At 71.3% G+C, this 26,210-nt stretch carries 23 protein-coding genes and 1 pseudogene; 11 read left to right on the forward strand and 13 right to left on the reverse strand.

The window, feature by feature from the left end; all coding sequences use genetic code 11:
* Window positions 1-179: 179 nt before the first annotated feature.
* A complete protein-coding gene (locus ACZ4SA_RS05185) occupies window positions 180-1,820 on the forward strand; it encodes an FAD-dependent monooxygenase (protein WP_468269999.1) in 1,641 nt (546 codons plus the stop codon).
* Window positions 1,821-1,883: 63 nt separating this feature from the next.
* Here the strand turns inward: ACZ4SA_RS05185 and ACZ4SA_RS05190 are convergent, their stop codons facing one another.
* Entirely contained in the window at window positions 1,884-3,026 is a 1,143-nt protein-coding gene (locus ACZ4SA_RS05190; RefSeq protein ID WP_468270001.1) for a S1 family peptidase, read from the reverse strand.
* A 306-nt stretch (window positions 3,027-3,332) separates the two neighbouring features.
* On the opposite strand from ACZ4SA_RS05190, the gene ACZ4SA_RS05195 reads away from it, so the two are divergent.
* Window positions 3,333-4,988 carry a serine/threonine-protein kinase gene (locus ACZ4SA_RS05195; protein WP_468270003.1) on the forward strand — a complete coding sequence of 552 codons (1,656 nt, stop codon included), beginning with the start codon at window positions 3,333-3,335 and terminating at the stop codon, window positions 4,986-4,988.
* A complete protein-coding gene (locus ACZ4SA_RS05200; protein WP_468270005.1) occupies window positions 4,985-5,656 on the forward strand; it encodes a hypothetical protein in 672 nt (223 codons plus the stop codon). The genes ACZ4SA_RS05195 and ACZ4SA_RS05200 overlap by 4 nt, the downstream gene beginning before the upstream one ends.
* A gap of 110 nt (window positions 5,657-5,766) precedes the next feature.
* Here the strand turns inward: ACZ4SA_RS05200 and ACZ4SA_RS05205 are convergent, their stop codons facing one another.
* Complete coding sequence (locus tag ACZ4SA_RS05205) at window positions 5,767-6,507, reverse strand: PP2C family protein-serine/threonine phosphatase (protein ID WP_468270007.1); 741 nt, start codon at window positions 6,505-6,507, stop codon at window positions 5,767-5,769.
* Window positions 6,508-6,718: 211 nt separating this feature from the next.
* Here ACZ4SA_RS05205 and ACZ4SA_RS05210 point away from each other — a divergent pair, with 211 nt between their 5' ends.
* On the forward strand, window positions 6,719-7,459 hold the full coding sequence (locus ACZ4SA_RS05210; RefSeq protein WP_468270009.1) for an NAD(P)-dependent oxidoreductase: 741 nt from the start codon (window positions 6,719-6,721) through the stop codon (window positions 7,457-7,459).
* A gap of 192 nt (window positions 7,460-7,651) precedes the next feature.
* The gene (locus ACZ4SA_RS05215) at window positions 7,652-9,157 is read left to right on the forward strand and encodes a DUF6056 family protein (RefSeq protein WP_468270011.1); all 1,506 of its coding nucleotides are present in this window, start codon (window positions 7,652-7,654) and stop codon (window positions 9,155-9,157) included.
* On the opposite strand, the gene ACZ4SA_RS05220 is transcribed toward ACZ4SA_RS05215, so the two are convergent.
* The 3 genes from ACZ4SA_RS05220 to ACZ4SA_RS05230 form a co-directional block, all read right to left on the reverse strand.
* Entirely contained in the window at window positions 9,132-10,109 is a 978-nt protein-coding gene (locus ACZ4SA_RS05220; RefSeq protein ID WP_468270013.1) for a glycosyltransferase family 2 protein, read from the reverse strand. The genes ACZ4SA_RS05215 and ACZ4SA_RS05220 overlap by 26 nt on opposite strands.
* 245 nt (window positions 10,110-10,354) lie before the next feature.
* A complete protein-coding gene (locus ACZ4SA_RS05225; RefSeq protein ID WP_468270015.1) occupies window positions 10,355-11,320 on the reverse strand; it encodes a lytic polysaccharide monooxygenase auxiliary activity family 9 protein in 966 nt (321 codons plus the stop codon).
* Between the two features lie 172 nt (window positions 11,321-11,492).
* Window positions 11,493-12,485 (reverse strand): endonuclease/exonuclease/phosphatase family protein, encoded by a 993-nt coding sequence (locus tag ACZ4SA_RS05230; RefSeq protein ID WP_468270017.1) that lies wholly within the window; start codon window positions 12,483-12,485, stop codon window positions 11,493-11,495.
* 158 nt (window positions 12,486-12,643) lie between these two features.
* Between ACZ4SA_RS05230 and dnaN the strand changes: the two genes are divergently transcribed.
* Window positions 12,644-13,774: a DNA polymerase III subunit beta gene (dnaN, locus tag ACZ4SA_RS05235; RefSeq protein ID WP_468270019.1), complete on the forward strand. Its 1,131-nt coding sequence runs from the start codon at window positions 12,644-12,646 to the stop codon at window positions 13,772-13,774.
* A gap of 138 nt (window positions 13,775-13,912) precedes the next feature.
* Window positions 13,913-14,671 carry a carbonic anhydrase gene (locus ACZ4SA_RS05240; protein ID WP_468270021.1) on the forward strand — a complete coding sequence of 253 codons (759 nt, stop codon included), beginning with the start codon at window positions 13,913-13,915 and terminating at the stop codon, window positions 14,669-14,671.
* Window positions 14,672-14,744: 73 nt separating this feature from the next.
* Here the strand turns inward: ACZ4SA_RS05240 and ACZ4SA_RS05245 are convergent, their stop codons facing one another.
* Complete coding sequence (locus tag ACZ4SA_RS05245; RefSeq protein WP_468270023.1) at window positions 14,745-15,482, reverse strand: class I SAM-dependent methyltransferase; 738 nt, start codon at window positions 15,480-15,482, stop codon at window positions 14,745-14,747.
* Between the two features lie 137 nt (window positions 15,483-15,619).
* On the opposite strand from ACZ4SA_RS05245, the gene ACZ4SA_RS05250 reads away from it, so the two are divergent.
* The 3 genes from ACZ4SA_RS05250 to ACZ4SA_RS05260 all read left to right on the forward strand — a co-directional run bounded on the left by ACZ4SA_RS05250 (window position 15,620) and on the right by ACZ4SA_RS05260 (window position 18,558).
* Window positions 15,620-16,687, forward strand: coding sequence for an SPFH domain-containing protein (locus ACZ4SA_RS05250; RefSeq protein WP_468270025.1), 1,068 nt, complete (start codon window positions 15,620-15,622; stop codon window positions 16,685-16,687).
* The gene (locus ACZ4SA_RS05255; RefSeq protein ID WP_468270027.1) at window positions 16,684-17,583 is read left to right on the forward strand and encodes a hypothetical protein; all 900 of its coding nucleotides are present in this window, start codon (window positions 16,684-16,686) and stop codon (window positions 17,581-17,583) included. Before ACZ4SA_RS05250 ends, ACZ4SA_RS05255 begins: the two co-directional genes overlap by 4 nt.
* Window positions 17,584-17,907: 324 nt before the next feature.
* Window positions 17,908-18,558 (forward strand): DUF4360 domain-containing protein, encoded by a 651-nt coding sequence (locus tag ACZ4SA_RS05260; protein WP_468270029.1) that lies wholly within the window; start codon window positions 17,908-17,910, stop codon window positions 18,556-18,558.
* A gap of 77 nt (window positions 18,559-18,635) precedes the next feature.
* Here ACZ4SA_RS05260 and ACZ4SA_RS05265 read toward each other — a convergent pair whose 3' ends face one another.
* From ACZ4SA_RS05265 to ACZ4SA_RS05285, 5 genes and pseudogenes are all read right to left on the reverse strand, one after another.
* Window positions 18,636-19,439 carry an amino acid ABC transporter ATP-binding protein gene (locus ACZ4SA_RS05265; protein ID WP_468270031.1) on the reverse strand — a complete coding sequence of 268 codons (804 nt, stop codon included), beginning with the start codon at window positions 19,437-19,439 and terminating at the stop codon, window positions 18,636-18,638.
* Window positions 19,440-19,491: 52 nt separating this feature from the next.
* Entirely contained in the window at window positions 19,492-20,322 is an 831-nt protein-coding gene (locus ACZ4SA_RS05270) for an amino acid ABC transporter permease (protein WP_468270033.1), read from the reverse strand.
* On the reverse strand, window positions 20,289-21,149 hold the full coding sequence (locus ACZ4SA_RS05275) for an ABC transporter substrate-binding protein (RefSeq protein WP_468270035.1): 861 nt from the start codon (window positions 21,147-21,149) through the stop codon (window positions 20,289-20,291). The genes ACZ4SA_RS05270 and ACZ4SA_RS05275 overlap by 34 nt, the downstream gene beginning before the upstream one ends.
* 193 nt (window positions 21,150-21,342) lie before the next feature.
* Window positions 21,343-21,811 (reverse strand): annotated as a pseudogene (locus ACZ4SA_RS05280) (aldo/keto reductase); the annotation flags it as partial.
* Window positions 21,812-21,852: 41 nt separating this feature from the next.
* Entirely contained in the window at window positions 21,853-23,076 is a 1,224-nt protein-coding gene (locus ACZ4SA_RS05285) for an MFS transporter (RefSeq protein ID WP_468270037.1), read from the reverse strand.
* A 382-nt stretch (window positions 23,077-23,458) separates the two neighbouring features.
* Here ACZ4SA_RS05285 and ACZ4SA_RS05290 point away from each other — a divergent pair, with 382 nt between their 5' ends.
* Window positions 23,459-23,968: an SRPBCC family protein gene (locus tag ACZ4SA_RS05290; protein ID WP_468270039.1), complete on the forward strand. Its 510-nt coding sequence runs from the start codon at window positions 23,459-23,461 to the stop codon at window positions 23,966-23,968.
* A 97-nt stretch (window positions 23,969-24,065) separates the two neighbouring features.
* On the opposite strand, the gene ACZ4SA_RS05295 is transcribed toward ACZ4SA_RS05290, so the two are convergent.
* Both ACZ4SA_RS05295 and ACZ4SA_RS05300 read right to left on the reverse strand, forming a co-directional pair.
* On the reverse strand, window positions 24,066-24,980 hold the full coding sequence (locus tag ACZ4SA_RS05295; protein ID WP_468270041.1) for a LysR family transcriptional regulator: 915 nt from the start codon (window positions 24,978-24,980) through the stop codon (window positions 24,066-24,068).
* Window positions 24,977-26,170, reverse strand: coding sequence for a glycine C-acetyltransferase (locus tag ACZ4SA_RS05300; protein WP_468270042.1), 1,194 nt, complete (start codon window positions 26,168-26,170; stop codon window positions 24,977-24,979). Before ACZ4SA_RS05300 ends, ACZ4SA_RS05295 begins: the two co-directional genes overlap by 4 nt.
* Window positions 26,171-26,210 lie beyond the last annotated feature (40 nt).

Here is a 26,210-nt window from a genome sequence, read left to right on the forward strand (position 1 = left end):
ACCGGGACGCCGGCGTCGCGGTTCCTGTTCCGCGCCACCGGCGAGACGCGCCGATCGACGCCGGGGCGGCACCCTCGCAGGACTCGCCGGACGCCGTCGGCGGGGTCACGATGGCATGAGGGCACGATGACACGAGGGGGCGACGGTGGTCGGCGGGCAGGGGGGCTCTTCGACAGGAGATGCCAGTGGTGCACACCGATGTGCTGGTCGTGGGCGCGGGCCCGGTCGGGCTGACCGCGGCGGTGGAGCTGCGCAGACGGGGCGTCGGGTGCCGGATCATAGACCGGCTGCCGGCCCGCCTGCCGTACGCGAAGGCCGTCGGTATCCAGCCCAGGACCTTCGAGATCTGGGACCGGATGGGCGTGGCCCGCACGGCCTCGGCCGCCGCAGCGCCGATGCGCGGCCAGCTGATCTACGTCAACGGCGCGGACCAGGGGCGTATCGACCTCAAGCTGCCGCCGGACATCCCGTACGGCTTCGCCGCGCTGCCTCAGTACGAGACGGAACGGATCCTCGAGGAACACCTCGCACGCTGGGACACCCGGATCGAGCGGAGCACGACACTGGTGTCGTTCGAGCAGGACGCGGGTGGGGTGTGGAGCAGGATCGCCACGCCGTCCGGTGCAGAGGAAGAGGTCCGATCCCGCTACCTGGTGGGCTGCGACGGGGCGCACAGCATCGTCCGCAAGTGGCTGGGACTCACCTTCGAGGGCGGGGCGTTCCCCGAGGAGTACATGCTCGCCGACGTCGAGGTGGACTGGAGTCTGCCGGCAGGCTACGGCGTGCGTTCCATACACCGGAGCGACGGTGCCATGGACGACATCCTGGTGTGCATCCCGCTGCCCGGGCGGTCCCGCTACCGCATGTCCATGCTCGTCCCGCCGGAGCTGTCGGTGAAGGCACAGCCGGAAGCGGACGGGGTTGCGCACGGCCTGGAAGGCGGCCGCACCCCAGGGCTGGAGCATGTCCAGGCCGTCCTGGACCGACTGGCACCCGAGCCCACCACGGCCTCCGCACTGCGCTGGTCGTCCGTCTTCCGCATCAGCCACCGTCTGGTGGACCGTTACGGGCACGACCGGGTGTTCGTCGCGGGCGACGCCGCCCACATCCATCCACCGACCGGCGCCCAGGGCATGAACACCGGCGTCCAGGACGCCTACAACCTGGCGTGGAAGCTGGCCCTCGCCGTGGCGGGAACCGCGCACCCCCGGTTGCTCGAGAGTTACGACGCCGAGCGCCGGCCGGTCGGCGAGGAAGTGGTGGGCCGCACGGTGCGGCATGCCAGCGCGGGCGGCGTGCAGGCCGACCCGGACGATCCGGAAATGCTCATGATGCGGGAGGCCCAACTACTGGTCGGCTACCCCGGCAGCCCCGTCGTCGGGGCCCGCACCTCGGACCATGACGGACCCGACGCCGGCGACCGGGCGCCCGACTGCGGCGGGCTCGTCGGACCGATCGCCACGTTCCCCGTGCGCCTGTTCGACGTGCTGCGCGGATGCGACGGACACGCACTGCTGCTGTACGCGGACGACGACGGCGCGTTGCGGCCCCTGCGTGAACTGGCTGTCACAGCCTTCCGTCTGACGCACGGGCAGGTGGACTGCCACCTCGTTCTCCATCCCGATGTGCGGGCCGACCCGAGCGGCGACGGCACGGATGTGCAGGCGTGGCGGGACGGCCGTGGCGAGTTCCGGCGCTTGTACGGCGTGCAGGGCCCAGCCGGGTTCGTGGTCCGCCCGGACGGCCATGTCGGGCTGCGCCTCGGCCCGGCCGGGGGCCCGGAGCCGGCCGACTACTTCGGCCGGGTGCTGCGGGCGTAGGTGGTGGTCGGAGGCCGGCCGCATGGACGGCCTCCGGCCAGTGGTGGTGGTGCTCCCGCTGTGTCAGGCCGTGTGGAGGCGCAGGCCGTAGCGACCGAGGATCTCGTTGACCGGCTGGTGCCATGTCTGGCCGCCGCCGCTGCAGTTGCCCCAGCCGCCAGAGGTCACGCCCTGCGCCTGGTCGCCGCTGATGAACGAGCCGCCCGAGTCTCCGGGTTCGGCGCACACGCTCGTCCTGGTCATCTGATGGACCGCGCCCTGGCTGTAGTTGACGGTCTCGTTCTTGGCGAGCACGTTGCCGCAGTGCCAGTGCGTCGTGGAGCCCGAGCGGCAGACCGACGCGCCGATCGGGGCTTCGGCCGAGCCACGGACCAGCCGGTCGGGCACGGTTCCCCACCCGAGGACCACGGGGACGGTCCACCAGCCGCTGCCGACACTCACCCATGCGTAGTCGTCGCCGGGGAACGACGAGCCCTGGAAGGTGCCGATGTGTGAGCCGTCCCAGCCGCGGACCGCCGCGCCCGTCCGGCCGCAGTGCCCGGCGGTGACGAAGCCGCCGTGCACGGAGAAGCCGATGGAGCAGCGGACGTTGCCGGTGTAGTACGGGTCGCCGCCGACGGTTCCGGCCGCGAAGGGCGTCGGGGCCTCGGCGGTCTCCTCGACCGCGATCGGACCGGCCTGCCGCGCCCGGCCCAGGAACGCCTGGACATCGTTGTCACGCCGCTCGGAGGCGACCACGTTCACGACGACCCGGTTGGCCTGCGGATCGACATGCCAACTACTCACCCCTGCGGGGGCCTTCAGCCCGTCGATCTCACGCTTGACCGAGTCGAGGTGCCGCGCACTGTGCGACACCAGCGCGGCCCTGGCACCCGTTGCCCGCACGGCATCGGCCTTGCGGACGTCGGTGACGGCCACGGTCAGTTTGCTCGTTCTCACGTCGAACCAGGAGCCGCCGAAGGCTGTTCCGGCGGCGCGCCGCGCCTTCCCTTCGACGACGGTCGCGGTCTTCTCCGCAGCGAGCCGGGCCTCGGCCTGCTTCGCGTCGAGCCCCAGGTCGCGCTGCATGGCGGCGAGCAGGCCCGGGGAGAGCTGCGGCTCCACGGCGGGAGCCGGTTCGGGCGCGGCGGCGGCCGGGCCGGCGCCGACGCCGGCCCAGGCGCCGAGGAGGAGGAGTGCGGACAGGCCCGTGCGTATGACTGTCATGCGTCTCAAGGCGTTGACCTTTCGGTTGTTCCTGCGAGGCGGGGGCGGAACAAGCGCACCTTCTGAGAGCGCTCTCAGCAGCGCTCCGCCGGAGCGTAGCCGATAGAATCGGGCAGGTCCATGCCAATAGTGGACCCGGGCGTCTCCGGAGGGAACCGGGCGACTCCTGGCGGGAACCGGGCGTGAGGGAAATGTGTCTGTGAGGGGGACAGCACGTGGGCTTCCGTGCGGGACCGCCTTGACGGCGCGACGGCACGGCGTACAACGGGAACCGCCGCACTGCGGCTCCCATGTGTGGGGGACGTTATGAACGCGTGGTCCGTGCCCGGGTACACGGAGTCCCGGGAGCTCGGGTCGGGGGGCTGCGGGCGTGTCGTACTCGCCGTCCACGACGCCACCGCTGTGCCGGTGGCGGTGAAGTACCTCAACGAGAGACTGCGCGCGGACGCCGGCTTCGTCCGCGAGTTCCGCGCGGAGGCGCAGCTGCTCGGCAACCTCGATTCGCCTTTCGTGGTGCGGCTCTACGAGTACGTGGAGGCACCGCAGGGCGCCGCCATCGTGATGGAGGTCGTCGACGGTGTCGCGTTGCGTGCCCTGCTGCTGCGGGAGGGGGCGACCGGCCCGGAGGCGGCGCTCGTGGTCCTGAAGGGCTCCCTGCTGGGGCTTGCCGCCGCACATGGCGAAGGGGTGGTGCACCGCGACTACAAGCCGGAGAACGTACTGGTAGCGGCGGACGGCTCGTCCAAGCTCGTCGACTTCGGCATCGCCGCGCGCCGCGGCGCCACGCCGGGAGTGGCGGGCACCCCCGCGTACATGGCCCCGGAGCAGTGGAACGGTGAGCCCGCCTCACCGGCGGCCGACGTCTACGCGGCGACCGTCACGTTCTACGAGTGCCTGACCGGCCACAAGCCGTACCGCGGAGAGAACGTCGCCGAACTCGCATTGCAGCACATCGGCGCGCCGATCCCGGAGGGCGACACTCCGGAGCCCGTACGGCCGCTCATCCGGCGCGGACTCGCCAAGTCGCCCGCGGACCGTCCCGAGCACGCGGCGGCCTTCGTGGCCGAGCTGGAGCAGATCGCCCGAGCGGCATACGGCCCCGACTGGGAGGCGCGCGGCCAGCGGAGGCTCGCGGCGCTCGCCGCGTTGCTGCCCCTGCTGTTCCCGTCCGCGGGACCCTCCGCGGGAACCGACCACGCGACGACCGCGATCGGCTCCGGCAGCGGCGCGGGTCCTGGCGCCGGTGCGGGTATCGGCACCGGCATCGGCGGATGGCTGCCACCGGCTCTGCGCAAGGTCCTGGCGGGTGTCGCAGCGCTGGCCGTGGCCGCACTGGTCGCCGTCGCGGCGCGGGCCGGCGAGGACGCGTCGCCGAAGGCGACGGCTCAGGCCGTCGCCACCACCAGCGCGCTGCCGGACGAGGAGGGCACTGTGTCGCCGGACACGGGCGGCTCCACAGAGCCTTCTCCGTCGGCCGGTTCGCCGACCGCTCCGGCCACCGAGGGGTCCCCGTCCGCTTCCGCGAGCACGACCACCGGGCCGCCCGCTCCCCCGCCGGCGACGCCGTCCGCCCCGACCGCGTCCACCGAGCCGTCCACGGAAGTGACCACCAGCCCGCCTCCGACGCTCGCTCCGGTGCGGGTGAAGTCCGTCTCGGTCACGGCCTTCCAGCGGACCGGCGAGGCGACCGCCACGTCCTCCGTCGACGTCGCCACGGACGGAGCGGGGCCGGTGAGGATCGTCGTCTCGTGGTTCACCGGCGACACGAAGGGCGAACCGGGTGCTGTCGAGAGCACGCAGTCGTTCGAGCGGAGCGGCTCGACGCAGTACACCCTGGCCCTCGACCACACCTTCCAGGGCAAGGGCTGCTACTGGAGTGTGCAGGCGACGACGGACCCGGCCGCCGCCAACGGCTCGTCCACCCAGCAGCTCCGCGCGGGACGGGGGTGCGCGGTCCAGTGAACGATCGACGCGTTCCTCCCGGCGGCGCCGACGACGAGTACAGCGCGACCGAGTTGGCCAGCCACTGGTTCGAACGGCCGGGCGAGAACGCGGTTCCGGCTCCGGTTCCGGCTCCGGTTCCGGCTCCGGTTCCGGTTCCCGACCGCGTCGAGGGCGACGTGCTGCGCTTCGGCCCCGGTGTCACCGCCTTCGTGCGGCAGCGCGGCAGCGGCACCACGGCTGTCGACCTGTGGACCGGGACTTCCGCCCACCCGCCCGCCGAGACCGGCGGCGGTCGACGGCGTGGCCTGCGCCGCTACGCGCTGGCCGCCGCAGTGCTGGCGGCGGTGCTCGGCTTCCTCGCCTGGCAGCACTACGGCCCGGAGGTCGCCGTACGGGAGGTGATGGTGACGACGTCTCCCGCCGGGCCGGGCTGCGACGGGACCGCGGACGTCGTGGGCACGGTGCGGACCGACGGGCGGCCCGGCACGCTCACCTACCAGTGGGTCCGCAGCGACGGCACCGGCTCGGGACCGCTGCAGGAGAAGGTGGTGCGAGGACAGAAGCAGGCCCGCCTCCATTTGCTGTGGACCTTCCACGGCCGGGGCGAGTACCGGGCCGGGGCGGAGCTGTGGGTCATCTCTCCGTCCCGGCACACGGCGAGCGTCGACTTCATGTACCGGTGCTGACCGGCCCGACCGGGAGCGAGCTGCCGATCATTCCCCTCTTGCACGGCCAGGGCCACTCGCACCACCTCTCCACGAGCTCGGCGGTCCGGCACCGGCCCGGCATCGGTCCGTCACGTGCCGATGCCGATCAACGCGAGGGTGATGTTGTCGGGCCCCCCTGCCTCGATGGCGGCCTTCCACATTTCGAACGCGGCCCTGCCGCCGTCATGGGCGCGCAGCAGGTCGCCGAGCGTGTCCTCGGGCACGGGGTCGGTCAGGCCGTCCGTGCACACGAGACAGCGATCGACGGCGGAGAGCGGCGCCAGCGTGACGTGAGGCGCGACGGCACTGAACCGGTGTGCGCCGCCGAGCGCCTGGGTGACCAGTGACGTGGTGCGCTGCCCCGGCAGCAGCGGAGGGCTGTCGTCCACGCTCAGGCGGCGGAGAACGTCCCCGGACGCGTCGAGCACTCTGCTGTCGCCCACGTTGAACACCAGCAGTGACTCCTCCAGCACCACGGCGCCCGCGACAGTGGTGCCCATCGTGGTCAGCGCGCGATCGCGGTCGGCCGCCGCGTACACGGCGTGATTACAGGCATTCAGCACGTCACGGACGACTTCCTCGCTGTCCAGGGAAGGGCCGGACGACGCCAGCTGCCGGACGACCAGCGCACTGGCCACTTCGCCGCCCGGCTGCCCTCCGATGCCGTCGGCGACCGCGACGACGAGCGGAGTGCCGAGAGGGAAGACAAGCGTCTGCGGATTCTCGGTCACCGTGGCGCACAGCGTCCACGGGCCGACCACCAGGCTGTCCTCGTTTTGATCGCGGACCAGCCCGGGATGGCTCAGAGCAGTTACCGTCACGTAGCGCATCACATTCCCGCCTCTCGGCAACGGCAGCGCGCGTCCCGTACCCGACCATTGTCGCGCCGTGAGGCCGCGGGCCGTGCGGCCGCGGCCTCACGGGGGTCGCGGGGTCGGTGGTGGAATCCTCCTCGGGCCGGCGTCGCCGGTTGACAACCTTACTTCGTAAGGCACACCCTTACGCCGTAAGCACGGGGTGGGGAGAGGGAGGGACAAGGTCATGGAAACGATCGACTCGCAGGAGGCCCGAAGACGGGGTCCGCGAACCAGGGTGTGCGTCGTCGGCGCGTCCGGGAAGCTCGGGCGGTACATGGTGCGGCACCTGCTGGACCGGGGCTACGAGGTCGTCGGCGTGTGCCGGGCGCAGAGCGTCGACAAGCTCGCCGAGTTCGAGGGGCGGATCGCGGTGATCCCCGGAGCGACCGACGACCGTGCGGTCGTCGCACGGGCGGTCGGCGGATGCCAGGCGGTGCTCACGGTACTGGTCCCCTGGGGGATGCACCGCTACTCCTCGGGGACGGCCCAGGCCGTGCTGGACCACGCGCCTGCGGGAGCCCGGCTGGTGTTCTCCTGCGGATGGCACATCACACGCGACGGGAAGGACGTGTACACCCGGAAGCTCAGAACGATCGTGGCAGTTTTCGGACGGCTGGCACGACTGGCTCGTGTGGCGGACCTGGACGACCAAGTGGAGGCATGCCGAAGAATCTTCGCCAGCGACACCCGATGGACGGTCGTCCGCGGCAGTGACCTGGAGGAGGGCGAGAGCCAGGGCCTGCCGGTGTGGAGTCGGCATGTCGGGGACCCCGTCCTCGCAAGCAACCTGACCCGTCGCGTGGACTTCGCCCTTTTCATGGTCGACGCGGTGGAGAACGACGCCCTCGTCCGGGAGGCCCCGGCCATCGTCGGCCAGCTGACCCCGTCGGCCCTCGCCCACGCCCGCACGGAGGGCGCGGCCTGAACTCCGCGTGAGCGGCCCTCGGTTCACGACCCGACACGGGCCCGCCGGGGCCGCGCTGCTTCATCGGTTCGACGAGTGGACACTGCTTGCCGATGACGGCCTGGCGATCTTGCGGCGAGGAAGATGGAACGCGACACCGGGGATTCACCTCTTCGGTGTCGATTCCATGGTTTCCCGAAAGGCAGTGGTGGTATGTCCGTCGACGCATCGAGCGTCAACGTCGCACGAGAACCGGGCGAAAGACCCGCACCGGAGCAAGGGGGCGGCCCCGGCCCCGTCGTGCGAAGGCGGACCCTCTGGCCCATGGCACTGGCGCTGCTGCCGCTCGGGCTGCTCGGACTGGCCTCGTGGTTCGGCCGCCATGTGCGGCCCAGCGCGGACGAGTGGTGCTTCCTGCCCCTCGTCCGGGAGGACGGCATCTCGGGCCTGGTCGGCAAGTTCTACTTCACCGACAACGGCCGTGTGGGCAACGGCCTGCTCGTCGGGCTCTACGCGAAGTTCCCCGTGGCCGGGCACCAGTGGTTCGGGCTGGTCAGCGGCGTGCTCATGCTGGGCCTGCTGTGGGCTCTGACCGTCACGGTGCTGCGCCGCACCGGCACCCGGGTGCCGATGGGCGTGCCCCTGCTGGTGGCCTCCATGGTCACCGCCGTCTTCCTGTTCGCCACGCCCAACACGTACAAGACGTTCTACTGGCCCGCCGCCTCCGTCTCCCACACGGTCGCTCCGGTGCTCGCCTGCGCGGCGGCCCTGCCCCTGCTGCGCGCGCACGGCCGGCGCGGCCGGATCGCCGCGGTGGTGACCGTGGTGGCCGCGGGCGCTTTCATGGGCACGCTCTCCGAAGAGGCCTCCGTGGTCGCCCTCGTGGTGCTGGCCGCCGTGGTGCTCTTCGCCCACCGCATCTTCGCCGCCCGTGTACGGCGCTTCGTGCGCCTCTGGTCGCTGGCGGGCATGGCGGGCGTCGCCGTCGGCACCGTCGTGCTGATGACGTCCCCCGGCTCGCTCAACCGGCGGGAGCGGTACGGGGCCCAGAGCGCCTCCATGTTCGCCCCGGAGTCCCTGGTGGGCTCCCTGCGTGGCTACGCGCACATCCTCCAGAGCGTGTTCACGACGTGGCAGTACCTGGGCGCGGTCGCGGCGGGAGTGCTGCTGGGGCTGGTGGCGCGCGGCCGTGCGGGCCGCACGGTGGCTCTCCTGCCCCCCAGGCCGGTGCTGCTGGGTGTCCTCGGCGCCGGGGCGTTCCTCGTCTCCGGCTACCTGTGCACCGTCATCACCTACCCGGTCTTCGGCGCGAAGGTGGTGACGACCGAGCGGACGTGGAACGACTATCTGCTGCTGTACGTCCTGCTGCTGGTGGCCGGCGGGGCGTTCCTCGGACGGGCTCTGCGCGTGCGTGGGCGGCGCACGGGGGCGGCTACGGCAGCGGCCGCTGCGGTGTGCGCCGTGACCGTCCTGGGCCTGGTGGGTCCGCTCGTCGGCCTGGCGCACGACATGCAGGTGCGGGCCGAACGGTGGGACCGCCAGGACCGCTCTCTGCACGAGGGAGCGGCGCGGGGAGCGAAGGAACTCCCGTACACGCCGCTCCCGGTGGCGAGAATGCTGGAGCCGTTCAGCCAGCAGGGCCGCAGGGTGTGGCCGGCCCAGTGCGTCGCCGACTACTACCGCCTGGACAAGGTCACTTACTCCACGCAGCTTCCCTGACGAGCTCCTGCGGCTTGGCGGGGGCGCTTTCGTCGGTCTCACGGATCACGTAGTGGGGCCGGCGCTTGGCCTCGTGGTAGATCCGGCCCACGTACTCGCCGATGACCCCGAGCGTGGTGAGCTGGATGCCGCCGAGGCCGACGATGGCGGTGATCAGAGTCGCGTAGCCGGGGGTTTCGACACCGTCGAGGACGACGTTGGCAATGATCCACAGGGCGTAGGCGAGGGCGGACAGGAAGAGCCACAGCCCTGTGTGGATGGCCATGCGCAGCGGGCGGCTGTTGAAGGAGAGCAGCCCGTCGATCCCGTAGTTGAGCAGCCGCCGGCCGCCCCACTTGGAGCTGCCGGCGGCACGCTGCACGTTGGTGTAGGTGAACGTGACGGTGTCGAAGCCGATCCAGGAGAAGAGCCCCTTGGAGAAGCGGTTGGACTCCGGCAGGGCCAGCAGGGCATTGACCGCCCTGCGGGACAGGAGCCTGAAATCCCCTGCGCCGTCGATGACTTCGACGTCCATGAAGCGGCGCACGACGCGGTAGTAGGCCTGGCTGAGCACGGTCCGTACGGCGCCTTCTCCGGTGCGGTCCCGCTGCGCGACGACCTGGTCGTAGCCGTGGCGGTGCAGTTCCAGCATGCGCGGGACCAGGTGGGGCGGGTGTTGCAGGTCGGCGTCCATCAGGACGACCACGTCCCCGCGCGACATGCGCAGCCCTGCCAGCATCGCGGACTCCTTGCCGAAATTCCGGCTGAAGGAGGTGTAGCGGACCCGGGGGTCCGCTGCCGCGAGTTCCTTGAGGTGTGCCCTGGTCCGGTCGCTGCTGCCGTCGTCGACGTAGCAGATCTCAAAAGCCGTGCCGGTCGGTTCGAGAGCGCAGACGAGTTCCTTGTGGAAGGCCTCGATCACCTCGCTCTCGTTGAAGCACGGTACGACGACCGAAGTATGGACCGTTGTCATCTCACTCCATGCGCTGTGGTGCGGGCGGACTGCTTCCCCGCAGCCCGTTGCATGGAGAGGAGATGGCCGACGGGTCGCGGAGGTTGCTCCCATCGTGGGACGGACACCGGTTCGTTACCGTGAATTGGGCTGTTCGCGGGCGCGCCAAGGGGCCGCTGCCTGTCGGCGCCGCGCCGCCAGGGAACGGCTCGTCGGCGCGGCCGCTTTCGAAACGGCCAGTCGGCTCGGGCCCGCCCCCGGAGCAGTCAGAGTCGCGCTCGGCGCCTGAGCGCCACGGATCCGCAGACGGACACAAGGGCAAGTGCGGCGGCGCCGGCACCGAACAGGACGGCAGGACGCTCGCCGATGGCGCGGTCGGAGGACGCCGGAACCGCCTGTCCCGCGGAGGGAAAGGCAGTTGGGGTACCGGCGGGCCCGGCGGCGCTGTCCGCTGGGGTGGGTTCGGCAGGGTTCGGCTCGGCAGACGGGGAGATCTCACCGGGCTCCTCCTGGCCGGTGGCCTGCGGACCGGGTTCCTCGCCCGGAGGCGGACCGGCCGGTTCGGCGGCCTGCTGCCCGTCTTCTCCGGGGGTGAGAACGACGTCGGAGCACGCGTAGTACGTATCGGGGGTGTCCGTGTTCCGCCATACCGTGTACAACATATGACGCCCCGTCAATCCTTCCGGCAGGCGCCCGCTGATCCGGTATGCCCCGTCCTCCAGCTCCGGGTCCGTGGCGGTGGCGAAGGGGCGGGCGGCGAGATCGGCCCACCGCAGCGGCTCGGCCGGGTCGTACCCCTGCTCGGTCAGGTACAGGCTGAACGTCCCCTTGTGCGGGATGGTGGACCGGTAGGTGAGCGTGAATTCACCGCCCGCCCGCAGTGGGGTGGCCGGCCAGTCGGCCCGTGCGACGTCCAGCCCGCGGTAGGCGTCGATGCCCGCGCTGCACAACTGCCCGTCCGGCACGGCCTCGCGGTCCCTGCCGCCGACACCGGGCAGCCGCAGGTTGTCCCACGCACCCGTCGCCGCTCCCCCGTTCGCGGCCACGGCGGCCCTGCACGCCGCCGAAGCGCGCTGCGCGCCGTCGAGCCCGCAGACGGCGGCGCGGCTGACCGGATCGGTGGGCGCCCCGTGGGCCCGGGCGGTACCGGTGGCGGCCAAGAGGGCCAGCGGCACGGTGCCGGCCAGTGCGGCGGCGGTGACGGCAACGGGGGCGCGGCGGCGTCCGGTCATCGGCTGCGGACCTCCTTCGGGCTCGATCGCTGCCATGGAGTACGGGCGCGGCACGGCGGACGTTCATCCGCCCCCTGGCTTCGACGCGCAGGGCCGCCGGCAGCCCCTGCGCGGAGCGTCCGGCAGCAGCCCGCGCGGAGGGTTCACGCCCGACTCGCCGCAGCGCAGGGCCTCAGAGGGTGACTCGGGCAACGATCGGCAGATGGTCGCTGCCCGTCGGGGGCAGCGACCGGAGACGGGTCACCGACGCCGACCGGGTCATGATCTGATCGATCCGGGCGACGGGGAACGAGGCGGGCCAGCTGTAGACGAACCCCGGCGCGGCGACGTCCACATGGGCGCGGACCGGGTCGAGGCCCCGGTCGTCGACGGTGCTGTTGAGATCACCCAGCAGGATCACCCGGTCCTGCTTCTCCGCGGCGAGCGCGGCACCGAGGAGTCGGGCGCTCTCGTCGCGACGGTCCGAGCTGAAACCGTGCCGGAGACCGAGGCGCACCGACGGCAGGTGGGCGACATGGACGGCGACGGTCGCCCCAGGGGTCACCATGGTGGCGCGCAGCCCGCGGTTCCAGCCGGGGCCGACGCCGCGCGGCTTGATGTCCAGCGGCCGTACGTCCTCCAGCGGATGACGCGACCACAGCCCCACCGTGCCCACGACCGCGTGGTGGGGAAGACCGGGCGCCAGCGCCTTGCGGTAGGCGGGCAGGGCGGAGGGCATCAGCTCCTCCAGCGCGACGAGATCCGGACTCACACGTGCCAGGGCCCGCGCCGTGCCGGCGGGGTCGGTGTTCACGTCGCTGACGTTGTGCTGCACCACGACAAGATCGGCCGGCTTGTCGGAGGGAGGAAGCAGCAGCGCGCCGAAGAGACCGAGCCACGCGGCGGCCGGCAGCAGCACTGCGATCAGCGCGGTGACGGAGCGGCGCAGCAGTGCGGCGACCAGCAGCACCGGCACGGCGAGTCCGAGCCACGGCAGGAAGGTCTCGAGAAGACTGCCGATCCGGCCGACGGCGTTGGGTACGGCGGAGTGGAGGGCGAGCAGGAGGGCGAGGAGGACTGCGAGCGCCGCGACGACACGACCGCGCTCGAAGCGTGAGCGGCCGCTGCCGTCCACGCCCCTTCGGTGCGGCCTCCAGGACCGGATGCCGCTGCCGCCGCCGTTCATGCTGCCCGCCCGTCCACGCCGAACACCCCGTCCACGCCTCACACCCTGCTCACGCCGTTGAGCGTGTCCCCTTGAACCGGAGATCTTGCCACCCGCCGCACCGGTCGTTGTCAGTGGTCGCCGATAGCGTCGCCGCTCCGTCGATGAAAGAGGTGCGCATGGAGTTCCGGATCGAGCGCGGCGAGCTGGCCGAGGCGGTCGCCTGGGCGGCCCGGGTACTGCCCGCACGGTCCCCTGTGCCGGTGCTGGGCGGGTTGCTGCTGGAGGCCGATGCCGGTCTGCTGCGGATCTCGGGGCTGGACTACGAGGCGTCCGCCCGCATCGAGGTCGAGGCGGACGTCGTGCTGCCCGGGCGGGTGCTCGTCATGGGCCGCAGGCTGCTCGACATCTGCCGGGTGCTGCCGGGCGGGCCGGTGCTGTGCGCGGTCGACGGCTCACGTTTCTCGATGAGCTGTGACGGCGCCCGGTTCGGTCTGTCGGTGCTGCCGCGTGACGACTGTCCGGCCCTGCCCGCGCTGCCGGAGCTCCGCGGGGAGGTGGACGCCCAGGTGTTCGCCGCCGCCGTCGGCCATGTGGCGGTGGCCGCCGGGCGCGACGACTCGCTGCCCGTGCTGACCGGCATCCGCCTCGGCGTCGACGGCGGGACGATGACACTGGCCGCGACGGACCGGTACCGGTACGCGGTGCGCACGCTCGGATGGAAGCCCCGCTCGCCGCAGGAGTCCGCCGATGTTGTGGTGTCGGCCCGCCGGCTCACCGACATCGCGCGTTCGCTGGACCGGTCCGGCATGGTCCGCATCGCGCTGGACGGGGGTACGATCGGCTTCGAGAACGCGGGGATGCGCATCACCACACGTCTCCTCGACGGCCGACTTCCGCGCCACGACAAGTTGTTCGCCCTCCCGGAAGGGGTCGTGGCTCTCACCGACCGGGTGCCGCTGCTCGACGCGGTCAAGCGCGTGGCGGTCGTGGCCGAGGGCGACAGCCCGCTGCGGCTGGCGTTCTCGGCGGACTCGGTCCGCCTCCAGGCGGGCTACGAGGACGATGTCGCCTCCCAGCGGTTGCCCGCCGACCTGGACGGAGCGCCCGAGATGACAGTGGCGTTCAATCCCTCGTATCTCGTCGACGCCCTGTCCTCCTTCGACGCGACGGTCGTACGGTTCCAGCTTCTGGGCCCGGGCCGGCGCGCCCTGCTCAGCGGCGCGTCCGCCGCGGGGGAGACCACCGCCGGGGAGACAGTGGAGCACTCCCACCGGCATCTGCTGATGTCGGTGAAGCCGCTGGTCTGAGTCCCGTCATGTGCGGGCGCCACCGGCTGTGGTTCATGTATGCGACCCGAAGTGGGGGAAAGGTAAAGCCTGTTCAAGTATGCGCAAAGGACCCGGCGATCCGAACATACCGGCCAGGGAGCGATCTACGTTCGACTCGTGAAGCAGACACTCCGAACGAACACGCCCGTCGGCGGAAGCCGCCGCACCCTGCTGCGGGCCGCGATCGCGGGCGGCGCCCTGGCCTCCTCCGGAACTCTGGCACTCGGCACCGCGCCGGCATCGGCGTCACCCCGTCCTGCAGCGCCCCGCCCCGCGGCAACCCGCCACCGCCCCGGAACACCCGCGCAGGCCCTGCGGGAGCTGGCCGCCGGCAACCGCCGCTGGCGGAGCCTGTGCCAGCGGCATCCGCACGAGACGGCCGCCGTGCGCGAGACCCTGATATCCGGTCAGCATCCGTTCGCCGTCATACTGGGCTGCATCGACTCACGGGTACCTCCTGAGCTGGTCCTCGACCAGGGCCTCGGGGACCTGATGACCGTGCGGTCCGCCGGCGAGGTGCTCGACGAGGCCGTTCTCGGCAGCGTCGCGTACGGCGTCCTGGACCTGGACATCCCGCTGGTCATGGTGCTCGGGCACCAGTCCTGCGGTGCGGTGACCGCGGCGGTGCACGCTGAGGAGACCGGCGAGGAACTCCCCACGCACATCCAGTACATCGCGGACCGGATACGGCCCGCCATCGACCACTCCCAGCAGGGCCAGGCACGCATCGACTCCACGATCACCCGCAATGTGGGCAGGGTGACCGACCACCTCAGGCGGGAGCCGGACCTCGCGGCCAGGATCGCGACCGGGAAGCTGGCCGTCGTCGGCGCGCGCTACGAGCTGACCTCGCAGCGCGTCCACACGGTCGGCTGACCCGGCTGCGTCCGGAACTTCACTTCCCACTCCGGATCCGCCGGGAGTCTGCCGTCCCTCAGGCACGCGCCCGTCACGCGTCCCCGGGTCTGCGCGCCACCACCAGGCGGGCCCGCGGGCCGCCGTCCGCAAGGCGCCCCAGCTCGGGCAATGGCCGCAGCTCCACCGCGAATCCGGCCCGGTCCAGGTCGAAGAGCACTCCAGAAAGCGGAAAGGTGCGGTAGTACATCACGAACTGCGGTCGCCACACCGCGTTGCGCACCCGCATCGTCACGTCGAATCCCAGCAGGGCCCAGTAGAGCCATGAACGCGGCCCTGGAGGCGCGAGCACCGGGAACGAGAACACGCCTCCGGGCCGCAGTGCCCCGTAGGCCTCGGCGAAGAGCAACGGGCGCTCGCGCGGCAGGAAGTGACCGAAGGCGCCGAAGCTGACGGCCAGGTCGAAGGCCGGCGCGAAGGGCAGCGCCCGCACGTCCGCCCGCACCCAGGAGACGGCCGGCCCGGCCGTGTCGGCGGATGTTGCGGCAGCCGCGGCGGCGAGCATGCCGGCGCTGAAGTCGACGCCGGTGACGCGCTCTTCGCACAGCTGCCGCAGGACACCGACGCCCGCCCCGGTGCCGCAGCAGATGTCGAGTCCGGCCGCGAAGGGACCGAGCGGCCGCAGCGCATGGGTCACCGCCTCCAGCACCCGGTCCGGGGTGCGGAACGGCGTCCGGTCGAACTTGGGGGCGAGCAGGTCGTAGCCGCGCTCGATCGAGGAGAGCGCCTGTACGGCGAGTTCGCGGAGAGTGGGACCCTGGGTGGTGAACATCGCGGCTGAGCGTAGCGGCTGAGGGATCGACAGGAGCGCGTCGCCGGCCTCGTACCGCACCGCAACCGCCTTTCGTCGCATTGACGATAACCCCATGGACTCTATATCGTCGAAGAGACGAAAAGAGGGGCCCTGTCATGGCAGACATCACCGCACGGCTCGGTTGGCGCCACCTGCGCGCCGCGCCCACCGCTCATGTACGGCACCACAGGCGCGGACGGCTCGTCCACGACGGACCCGGCCTGAGCTTCTGGTTCCGCGCACTCACCGCCGCCCTGTCCGAAGTTCCGGTCGACGACCGTGAGTTGGCGGTCTCCTTTCACGCCCGCACGTCCGACTTCCAGGACGTCGCGGTCCAGGCGACGGTGACCTACCGGATCAGCGAGCCGGCGACGGCGGCCGCACGGCTGGACTTCTCCGTCGACCCCGACACGGGGGCGTGGCGCGCGGCACCGCTCGAGCAGATCGCCACACTGCTCACGGAGACCGCGCAGCAGCACGCGCTCGACATCCTCGCCCGCACCCCGCTGTCGGCGGCCCTCGCGGACGGTGTCGCAGCCGTCCGCGCACGCATCACGGACGGGCTTTCCGCCGAGCCCCGGCTGCCCGCCACGGGCATCGAGGTGGTCGCGGTCCGGGTCGTCGCCATCCGCCCCGAGCCGGAGGTCGAACGTGCCCTGCGGACACCGGCGCGCGAGCAGATCCAGCAGGAGGCGGACCGCGCGACGTACGAGCGCAGGGCCGTCGCGGTGGAGCGTGAGCGCGCCATCGCCGAGAACGAACTCGCCAGCAAGATCGAACTGGCCCGGCGTGAGGAGCAGTTGGTCGAGCAGAACGGCACCAACGCACGCCGTCAGGCCGAGGAGAGCGCGGCGGCCGACGCCGTACGCGCCGATGCGGAGGGGAAGCGCAAGGTGCGTCTCGCCCGCGCCGAGGCAGCTGCCGCCAAGGAGGTCGGCGAGGCCAGAGCAGGAGCGCAGTCCGCCTGGCTGCGGGTGCACGGCGACGTGGACTGCGCGACCCTGCACGCGCTCGCCGTGACCAGGCTCGCGGAGAATCTGCCGCGCATCGACAGCGTCACCCTCTCCCCCGACGTCCTGACCGGCCTGCTGGCCAGACTCAGCGGACCGGGAGAGCACCATGGCCAGGCTCGGCAGAGCGGCGAGGGCCGACAGGGCGGGGCCGGCGGCGGAGCACGCTCGTGAGCCTGGCCCCGCGTGCCGTTCTGGTCCACCGGGTCACCGAGTACGAGGAGTTGCTCGCCCGGCACGGCACCCATGGGCAGGCCGACTTCTTCCTGTCGTCGCGGGGCCGGAGCATCGCGGAGGTGGCGCAGCGGCACCGCGGGACGCAGCGCGCCCTGGCCGAGGTGTCGGCCGCCGTTCCGCTGCAGTGGCGGCAGGCCCGGGTCGAGCGCAGCGACCTGGACCGGTTCCTCTTCGCCCCCGAGGACGTGGTGGTCGTGGTGGGCCAGGACGGGCTGGTCGCCAACACCGCCAAGTACCTCTCCGGCCAGCCGGTGGTGGGCATCGACACGGAACCCGGTCGCAATCCGGGCGTCCTGGTGCGCCATCGGGCCGAAGACGCGGGGCGGCTGCTGCGCTCGGCCGTCCTGCCGGGCCGTGCGGCGGACGAGCTCACGATGGTGGAGGCCGTCGCCGACGACACCCAGCGGCTGCCTGCGCTCAACGAGATCTATCTGGGGCGGCCCGGCCACCAGACGGCCCGCTACCGGCTGAGCACGGACATGAAGGGGGCCGGAGCGGAGGCCCAGGCGTCCTCGGGGGTGCTGATCGGCACGGGCACCGGCGCGACGGGCTGGCTACGGTCGCTGTGGCAGGAGCGCAGCAGCACGCTCGCCCTTCCCGCGCCCACCGATCCGCGGCTCGTGTGGTTCGTTCGGGAGGCCTGGCCGTCACCCTCGACCGGGACGGCGCAGGTGTCGGGTTCGTTGGGGCGGGGGCAGCGACTGCGTCTGACGGTGGAGTCGGACCGGCTGGTGGTCTTCGGCGACGGCATGGAGGGTGATGCGCTGAGCCTCACATGGGGCCAGTCGGTGTCCTTCGGCATCGCGGACACGGCGCTCCGGTTGCTGGATTGAGCCGCGCCCTTGGCACCACGGCCGCTCCGAATGGCCGGACATCGCTCTAGTCGCATGTCTTCACTGGTTCCTACCATTCGAGCAACTCCCGGGCTCCGCTGCCCGGGAGCCTCGGGCAGCTATGTCATGCGCATGATGCTTCAACCATATGGGGCGTCACAACGCTTCAACCGCACGACAGCCGCCCGTCGAACCAGAGCTCGGTCCAGCGCCTTTGGTCCGTGACGGCCTTCGCCCCCATGGCGACAGACCGCACCCCCCACCCGGCGGTCGGCACCTCTGTGCCCGACCGCCCGGCACCGACAGCAATGGATAGGAGAACCCATGACCGGTGGACTGCTCGTGAGCGGCGCGATGGCAGCGCTGTTCGCCTCCGCGCTCCCCGCCCAGCAGAGCCCGTCCGTCATCACCGACCCGCCGCCGGACAAGATCGTGATCGAGGTCGCGACGGTCAACGGCTCCGGATGTCCGAAGGGAACGGCCGCCGTCGCGGTCTCTTCCGACAACACGGCCTTCACGGTGACCTACAGCGACTACCTCGCGCAGGTCGGCGGCGACTCCCCGTCCACCGCCTTCCGCAAGAACTGCCAGCTCAACCTGATCGTCCACGTCCCGCAGGGCTTCACCTACGCGATCGCGAGCGCCGACTACAGAGGCTACGCCTCGCTGCAACCGGGTGCGAGCAGCACGGAAAAGGCGTCGTACTACTTCCAGGGATCGCCGAGTACCGCGTTCCGGAGCCACTCGTTCGAGGGTCCGTACGACGACAACTGGCAGGCCACGGACCAGACCGACTGGGCGCAGCTGGTCTGGGCGCCCTGCGGTGTGCAGCGCAACTTCAACATCAACACGGAACTGCGCGTCAACGCGGGCACTTCGGACCCGGCGCAGACCAGCTTCATGACCATGGACTCCACCGACGGTGACATCAGCACCATCTACCACATGGCCTGGAAGGAGTGCCCGCGCCGCTGACCTGGACACCCGGCCGGTCCTATGGATCCGGCCCGACCTGACCACCCCGGCCGGACCCATGGGTCCGGCCGGGGTGGTCACAGCTCCTTGCGCGGCGCCTGCGAGGGGCCCTCGACCGGCTCTTCGGCGGCGGCCGGGTCGAGGATGCGCATCAGGAAGTTCCGGGTGCGTTCGTGCTGCGGATCGCCCACCACACGCGCGGCCGGGCCCTCCTCCACGATCACTCCGCCGTCCATGAAGACGACGCGGTCGGCGACCTCGCGCGCGAAGCTCATCTCGTGGGTGACGACCATCATGGTCATGCCCTCCGCCGCGAGCTGCCGCATGACCGCGAGGACATCACCCACCAGTTCGGGGTCGAGGGCGGAGGTCGGCTCGTCGAAGAGCATCACCTCCGGGCCCATACTCAGCGCGCGGGCGATCGCCACCCGCTGCTGCTGGCCGCCCGAGAGCTGCGACGGGTAGGCGTCGGCCTTGTCCGAGAGCCCGACACGCTCCAGGTTCCGCCGGGCCACCTCCAGGGCGTTGACCTTGTCCCTGCGCAGCACCCGCCGCTGGGGCAGGGTGAGATTCTCCGTGACGCTGACGTGCGGGAAGAGGTTGAACTGCTGAAAGACCATGCCGATCCGGCGGCGCACGGCGTCGATGTCGACATCGAGGTCGGTGACCTCGGTGCCTCCCACGAACACCTGGCCCGCAGTCGGCTCCTCCAGCAGGTTCACACAGCGCAGCAGCGTCGACTTGCCCGAGCCGGAGGGGCCGATGACGCACACCACCTCGCCGCGGGCGATGTCGAGGTCGATGCCGCGCAGGACCTGGTTGTCCCCGAACGACTTGTGCAGGCCCCTGATCTCGATCTCGGGGCGGTCCGTGCTGCTCATGTTCTCGCTGCTCCCGCTTCCCGACGACTGTGGTACGACCGGCATCCGCCGCTCACCCGGCCTTGTCGGCGCGCGCCTCGAGGCGGCGCACCACGAGACTCAGCGGCACGGTCACCAGCAGATAGCAGAGGCCGGCGACGAGGATCGGGGTGGAATTGGCGGTCTGACTCGCAAGGTCCCTACCGAACTTGGTCAGTTCCCGCTCCTGGAGGGTGACACCGAGGAAGAGCACCAGCGAGGAGTCCTTGAAGAGCAGGACAAGTTCGTTGGTGAGCGGCGGGATGACGATACGGAACGCCTGCGGAATGATCACCGACACCATGGCCCTGGCATGCGAAAAGCCCAGCGAACGGGCCGCCTCCATCTGTCCCTTGGGCACCGCCTGGATGCCCGCCCTGATCGTCTCCGCCATGTAGGCGGCGGCGACCAGGCCGAGACCGAGGGCGACCTTGCCGTACGTGCCGCCGGGAATCTCCGTGCCGGGGAACGCCAGCGGAACCGCCACTCCGACGAAGATGAAGATCAGCAGCGCGGGCAGCCCACGGAAGATCTCGATGTAGACGCTCGCCACCCATCGGTAGGGGGCGACCGACGACAGTCGCATCAGCGCCACGACCAGGCCGAGCACCAGACCGAAGACGAAACCGGACACGGTGTAGATCACCGTGTTGCGCAGTGCCGTGGTGATGATGGCCGGGAAGAGTTCGGAGGCGAGGTCCTTCTGCGCGAACTGGTTCTGCAGGCGGTCCCAGTCGGCCAGCACGCCGATCCAGATCAGGACCGCCACGAACACCGCGTACTGGATGCCCTGCGAGATCCGGCGCCGCTGGCGACGGGTGAGACGTGAGGTCACGACCGGCCCTTGGGCAGCGGTCCGATCCACTGCTTGTAGAGCTTGTCGTACGTGCCGTCGGCGCGGGCGTCCTCGATGGCCGTGTCGATGGCGGCGCGCAGCTTGTCGTTGCCCTTCTTCACCGAGAAGCCGTACTGCTCACCGGTCTCGATGTTCTGGCCGAGGACGAACTCGGCGGCGTTGTCCTCGTCCTTGAGCCAGCCCTGGACGACGGGGTAGTCGATGACGACGGCGTCGACCTGGCCGGTGCGCAGCCCGTTCAGCACGGCGTCCGAGCTCTCGAAGGCGACCGGGTCGAAGCCCTGCGCCTTGGCGTAGCTCTCGCCGGTCGTCCCGGCCTGCGCGCCGAGCTTCTTCTTCTCGGACTTGACGTCGTCGAGCGTCGTCACGCCGCTCTTCCTGGTGGCCAGCAACGCCTGGGTGGCGTCGAAGTAGGGGACGGAGAAGTCCACGTTCTTCTTGCGCTCGTCGGTGATGGTCATACCGGCCGCGGCCAGGTCGCACTCGCCGGAATTGAGGAAGGCGCCCGTCTTGAAGTTCTCGAACGGGGTGTCGAGGATCTTCTGCTCCACCTTGAGGTCCTTCGCCACCAGGTCCACCAGGGCGACGTCGAAGCCCACGACCTTGCCGCCCTGCTCGAACTGGAAGGGCGGATAGGGCAGATGGGTGCAGGTGGTGAGCTTCCCCTTCTCCACCACCGGGACGCCTCCCGCCGCCTCCCCCGGCCCCTCGTCGGAGGAGGAACATCCGACCGCGAGGAACATCCCGGCAGCCACTGCACCGGCGGCGGCGCGGACGCGGAAACTGCTGCGGTGGGTGCGGTGGCCGCTGGCCGTCCCGAACACGGTGACCTCCATGGATGGGGAGGAGGCCGCAGTCCGCGACCGTCCGCCGAGATCGTAAGCCACGACGCGGGCGGTGCGCCGGAGCCGTCCACCAGGTGTTCCACTCCGTGGACAGGGAGATCACCCGGCGTGGCACCTGGGGCGGGCGGGCCTGTGCGGTTGGCGGCGCTGCCGGTCAGTGGTACGGCGGCGTCCGGTCAGTTGAGGGTGTCAAGGTCGGGACCCGTACGCGTCGCTGGACGTTGGAGACGCCGATGGCGCGGGTACGGCCGTCGGCGAGAAGCTTCGCCAGGCCGCACCAGGGTGGCCAGGTAGAGATCGCGGGCCGGCGTGGGCCACTGGATCGGCTACATGTCCACGTGGTCCAGACCAAGCTTGACGAGGCCGGCGTCGAACGCGGCGAGGGTGGCGTCGTGACCCTGGTCGGCGTTCCACAGTTTGGTGGTGACGAACAGGGCCCCGCGGTCGATGCCGGAGGCGGCGAGTGCGCGTCCGACGCCTGCTTCGTCGCCGTGGATCGCCGCGGTGTCGATGCTGCGGTAGCCGGCTTCGAGGGCGGAGAGAACGGCGCCGGTGGTCGGCTCGTCGTCGACCTGGAAGACGCCGAAGCCCAGTTGGGGGATCTCGAGGCCGTTGTTGAGGGTGACGGCGGGGATGCTCGGCGGGAACGTCATGGTGTCCTTCCGATGGGTGCGGAGATGGGGGTGCCGAGGGTTCAGTGGTCTGCCACGGTGGCATGGGCCGGTGTCCCGGCCGCCGCCGGGGAGCCGATGACGACACGGCTCGCGGCCTTGGCCTCACGGCGTTCCAGGGCGGCGGACAGGGTGGCCAGGACGAGGGCGGCCGCGGCGAGGACCGCACCGACCCAGTTGGGCGCGGTCAGCCCCATCCCGGCGGCGATGACGATGCCGCCGAGCCAGGCGGCAAGCGCGTTGCCCAGGTTGAAGGCGCCGATGTTGACGGCGGAGGCGAGGGTCGGGGCGCCGTGGGCGTGGTCGAGGACCCGCTTCTGCAGCGGCGGCACGGTGGCGAAGCCGAGGGCGCCGATCACTAGGACGGAGACGGCGGCCAGGACCTTGTTGTGGGCGGTCACCGTGAAGAGGCCCAGCACGATCGCGAGCGCTGTCAGGGTGACGTAGAGCAGCGGCATGAGGTGCTTGTCCGCGTACCGGCCGCCGATCAGGTTGCCGGCGACCATGCCGGCGCCGAACAGCACCAGCAGCCATGTCACGGAGGAGTCGGCGAAGCCGGCGACCTCGGTCATCATCGGCGTGATGTACGTGATGGCGGCGAACACTCCGCCGAAGCCGAGGACGGTCATCGCCATCGCGAGAAGGACCTGGACGTTCTTGAACGCGGCCACCTCGTCGCGCAGCCGGACCCCTTCGGGGCGGGGGGCGCCGGGGACGAGCTTCGCCACACCGGCGAGGCCCAGCACGCCGAGGGCGGCGACGATGCAGAAGGTGACCCGCCAGCCGGCGCTCTGGCCGATGGAGGTGCCAAGGGGTACGCCGACGACGTTGGCGACGGTCAGACCGGTGAACATCATCGCGATCGCGCCCGCCCGCTTGTGGGGAGCGACGAGATCGGCGGCGACGACGGAGCCGATCCCGAAGAACGCGCCGTGGGCCAGTGAGGCGACCACGCGGCCGGTCAGCATCAGTCCGAAGCCGGGGGCGAGGGCCGAGAGCAGGTTGCCCGCGATGAAGAGCCCCATCAGCAGCATCAGCATCCGCTTGCGCGTCACCCGGGTGCCCAGCGCCGTCATCAGCGGGGCACCGACCACGACGCCCAAGGCATATCCGGTGACCAGGAGGCCGGCCGTCGGTATCGACACTCCGAAGTCCGCCGCGACCTCGGGCAGCAACCCCATGATCACGAACTCGGTTGTACCGATACCGAAGGCACCGACGGCCAGAGCCAGAAGCGCGAGGGGCATGGGAAGGAACCTTCCAGAGATTGTCAGTGCGGCTTACCGGCGTCCACAATAATTGCAGACGCTTTTGATTGCAAGCGCGCGGTTTCACTGACCGTGTCCCTCGGCGGCACCGGCACCAATCGGCATGTGATCAACGACAGGGGCGGCCCTTCCCATTCGTCCACCGATGCGCCGAACGTGGTGAGCTACCCGTAACGGGCTGAGCCCGCTTGCGGCGCAGGCCCGGTCACCCGTGCGGTACCCCGGCCTGCGCGTGCACGGGCGGCCCCCTCTTTATGCCGCACCGCCTCGCGCAGGGCCGCGGCCAGGAGGGAAGCCCCGCCGTCCGGCAACCGGACGCGCCGCGATAGCGTCGGGCGCATCGATGATCGGAGACATACGGATGGCCCGCATATTCAGCGTCTCGGACAGCGTCGTGATCGACGCCACCCCCTCGGTGATCTACGCGCAGGTGAGCAACCCCGCGCTTATGGGGCGCTGGAGCCCCGAGAACCGCGGCGCGACGGTGCGTGACGGCGGTGAACGGGCCTATGTCGGGATGGTCTTCGACGGCCGCAACACCCGCGGCCCGCTGAAGTGGACCACCCGCTGCACGGTCACGGCGGCCGATCCGGGCCGGCGGTTCGCGTTCCGTGTCCGCGCCATCGGCCGGCGTCGGCCCGTGCTGCCCGGCCGCATCGCCACGTGGGAGTACCGCTTCGAGCCCGCCGCGAACGGCGGCACGCGGGTGACGGAGACCTGGATCGACGACCGCCGCGCCTGGCCCGATTTCCTGGCCGAAGCGTTCGACAAAGCGGCGACACGGGGGCACACGTTCGCCGAGTTCCAGCGCCGCAACATCCGCACGACGCTGGACAATCTGAAGAAGGCGATGGAGTCGGAGCCCTCGTAGCGCGAGGGCGAGGCCGGGCCGGGGCATGCGTCGGGCCGTGTGTCGGAGCGGCCGGGGTCCCGGGGCTTACGTCGGACCGCGCGGGGCCCGGGTAGGGTCAGTCGGTGGTGATGCCCTGGGCGGCGTGTGCCAGGGCGTCGAGGACCGGGCTGATGAGCGGGTGCGTCTCCGCCCCGCGGCGTACCGCGGCGAAGACGCGGCGCGTGGGCGCCGGGCCCGCGACGGGGCGTACGACCGTGTCGCGCAGCTCCATGCCGCGCAGCGCGGAGCGCGGCACCAGCGCCACCCCGGCGCCTGCTCCGGCGAGAGCGACAACGGCGCGGAAGTCGTCGGAGGAGTGCACGAGCCGCGGCTCGAACCCGGCCAGCTCGCATGCCAGCAGGACCATGTCGTGGCAGGGATTGCCCGGGTAGGGGCCGATCCAGTCGCTGTCGCCGAACGCGGCCAGCTCCACGCGCTCCTGCGCGGCCAGCGGGTGGTCGGCGCGCAGGACCGCGTCGAAGGGCTCCGCGTACAGCGGGACCCGCGCGAGCCGCCGGTCGTCCGCGCCGGGTGCTCCCCGGTACTCCACCGCGACAGCGAGGTCCGCCTCTCCGTCGAGCACGAGCGGCAGGCTCTCGTCGCCCTCCGCGTCCCGTACCCGCACGCGGATGCGGGGGCGAGCCTGCGACAGGTGGTCCATGGCCGGCGCGACGACCTCGGCGATGCCCGTGGCGAACGCGGCGACGGTCACCTCTCCGGCCGCGCCGCCCGCGTACGCGGCGAGCTCCGCCTCCGCCCTTTCCAGCTGGGCGAGGACCGCGTGCGTATGGCTCAGCAGGATCTCGCCCGCCGCCGTCAGCCGCACCCCCTTGCCGCTGCGGATCAGCAGGGCGTGGCCGGTCTCCTGCTCGAGGGCGTTGAGCTGCTGGGAGACGGCGGAGGGGGTCAGATACAGCGCGGAGGCCGCGGCGGTCACCGTACGGTGGTCCGCCACGGCCCGCAGGATACGCAGCCGGCGGGGGTCGATCACCCAGCCATTGTCGCGCGTGCGTCGACGAAGGCCGCCACCGCCCGCTCCACGTCCTCGGTGGCGTGCGCGGCGGACAGCTGGACGCGGATCCGTGCCTTCCCCATGGGGACGACCGGGTACGAGAAGCCGATGACGTACACGCCGCGCTCGAGCAGCAGTTCCGCCATCCGGCCGGCCTCGGCGGCGTCGCCGATCATCACGGGCGCAATGGCGTGGTCGCCGGGCAGGATCTCGAAGCCCGCCTCAGTCATCTTCGTGCGGAACAGCTCGGTGTTGGCGGCGAGCTTGTCCCGCAGGTCCCCGGCCGACTCCAGCAGATCGAGGACCTTGAGGGAGGCGGCGGCGATCACGGGGGCGAGGGAGTTGGAGAAGAGGTACGGGCGGGAGCGCTGACGCAGCAGTTCGACGATCTCCGCCCGCGCGGCCACATAACCGCCCGAGGCGCCGCCGAGTGCCTTGCCGAGGGTGCCGGTGATGATGTCGACCCGATCCATCACGCCGTGCAGTTCCGGAGTGCCCCGGCCGCCGGGGCCGACGAAGCCGACGGCGTGCGAGTCGTCGACCATGACCATGGCGTCGTAGCGGTCGGCGAGGTCGCAGATCTCGGCGAGGGGGGCGACGTAACCGTCCATGGAGAAGACTCCGTCGGTGACGACGAGGCGGCGGCGGGCGTCCTGGGTCTCCTTGAGCTGCTGCTCGAGGTCGGCGAGGTCGCGGTTGGCGTAGCGGTGGCGGCGGGCCTTGGACAGGCGGATGCCGTCGATGATGGAGGCGTGGTTGAGGGCGTCGGAGATGACGGCGTCCTCAGGGCCGAGGAGGGTCTCGAAGACTCCGCCGTTGGCGTCGAAGCAGGAGGAGTAGAGGATCGTGTCCTCCTGGCCGAGGAACGCGGCGAGGCGCTGCTCGAGCTCCTTGTGGATCTCCTGAGTGCCGCAGATGAAGCGGACGGACGCCATGCCGTAGCCCCAGCGGTCGAGCGCGTCCTTGGCTGCGGCAACGACGTCGGGGTGGTCGGCGAGGCCGAGATAGTTGTTGGCGCAGAAGTTGAGCACGTCGCCGGGGACGCCGCCCGCGGTGACGCCCACCGAGGCGCTCTGGGGGGTGCCGATGACACGCTCGGGCTTATAGAGGCCCGCGTCGCGGATCTCGTCGAGGGTGGCGCGGAGGTCGTCGCGGACGGACGCGTACATGAGGGGTTCTCCTAGGTCTGCTCGGACGCCGGGGTGCGGG

The sequence above is a fragment of the Streptomyces sp. NPDC027962 genome (genome assembly GCF_055566095.1).

Coding starts and splice junctions, on each gene's coding strand:
- ACZ4SA_RS05205 (WP_468270007.1), bottom strand. CDS start 6,507: ATGCGCTACGTGACGGTAACTGCTCTGAGCCATCCCGGGCTGGTCCGC.
- ACZ4SA_RS05220 (WP_468270013.1), bottom strand. CDS start 10,109: ATGACAACGGTCCATACTTCGGTCGTCGTACCGTGCTTCAACGAGAGC.
- ACZ4SA_RS05290 (WP_468270039.1), top strand. CDS start 23,459: ATGGCCCGCATATTCAGCGTCTCGGACAGCGTCGTGATCGACGCCACC.
- ACZ4SA_RS05260 (WP_468270029.1), top strand. CDS start 17,908: ATGACCGGTGGACTGCTCGTGAGCGGCGCGATGGCAGCGCTGTTCGCC.
- ACZ4SA_RS05230 (WP_468270017.1), bottom strand. CDS start 12,485: ATGAACGGCGGCGGCAGCGGCATCCGGTCCTGGAGGCCGCACCGAAGG.
- ACZ4SA_RS05265 (WP_468270031.1), bottom strand. CDS start 19,439: ATGAGCAGCACGGACCGCCCCGAGATCGAGATCAGGGGCCTGCACAAG.
- ACZ4SA_RS05300 (WP_468270042.1), bottom strand. CDS start 26,170: ATGTACGCGTCCGTCCGCGACGACCTCCGCGCCACCCTCGACGAGATC.
- ACZ4SA_RS05185 (WP_468269999.1), top strand. CDS start 180: ATGCCAGTGGTGCACACCGATGTGCTGGTCGTGGGCGCGGGCCCGGTC.
- ACZ4SA_RS05285 (WP_468270037.1), bottom strand. CDS start 23,076: ATGCCCCTCGCGCTTCTGGCTCTGGCCGTCGGTGCCTTCGGTATCGGT.
- ACZ4SA_RS05215 (WP_468270011.1), top strand. CDS start 7,652: ATGTCCGTCGACGCATCGAGCGTCAACGTCGCACGAGAACCGGGCGAA.
- ACZ4SA_RS05210 (WP_468270009.1), top strand. CDS start 6,719: ATGGAAACGATCGACTCGCAGGAGGCCCGAAGACGGGGTCCGCGAACC.
- ACZ4SA_RS05195 (WP_468270003.1), top strand. CDS start 3,333: ATGAACGCGTGGTCCGTGCCCGGGTACACGGAGTCCCGGGAGCTCGGG.
- ACZ4SA_RS05225 (WP_468270015.1), bottom strand. CDS start 11,320: ATGACCGGACGCCGCCGCGCCCCCGTTGCCGTCACCGCCGCCGCACTG.
- ACZ4SA_RS05275 (WP_468270035.1), bottom strand. CDS start 21,149: ATGGAGGTCACCGTGTTCGGGACGGCCAGCGGCCACCGCACCCACCGC.
- ACZ4SA_RS05190 (WP_468270001.1), bottom strand. CDS start 3,026: ATGACAGTCATACGCACGGGCCTGTCCGCACTCCTCCTCCTCGGCGCC.
- ACZ4SA_RS05245 (WP_468270023.1), bottom strand. CDS start 15,482: ATGTTCACCACCCAGGGTCCCACTCTCCGCGAACTCGCCGTACAGGCG.
- dnaN (WP_468270019.1), top strand. CDS start 12,644: ATGGAGTTCCGGATCGAGCGCGGCGAGCTGGCCGAGGCGGTCGCCTGG.
- ACZ4SA_RS05250 (WP_468270025.1), top strand. CDS start 15,620: ATGGCAGACATCACCGCACGGCTCGGTTGGCGCCACCTGCGCGCCGCG.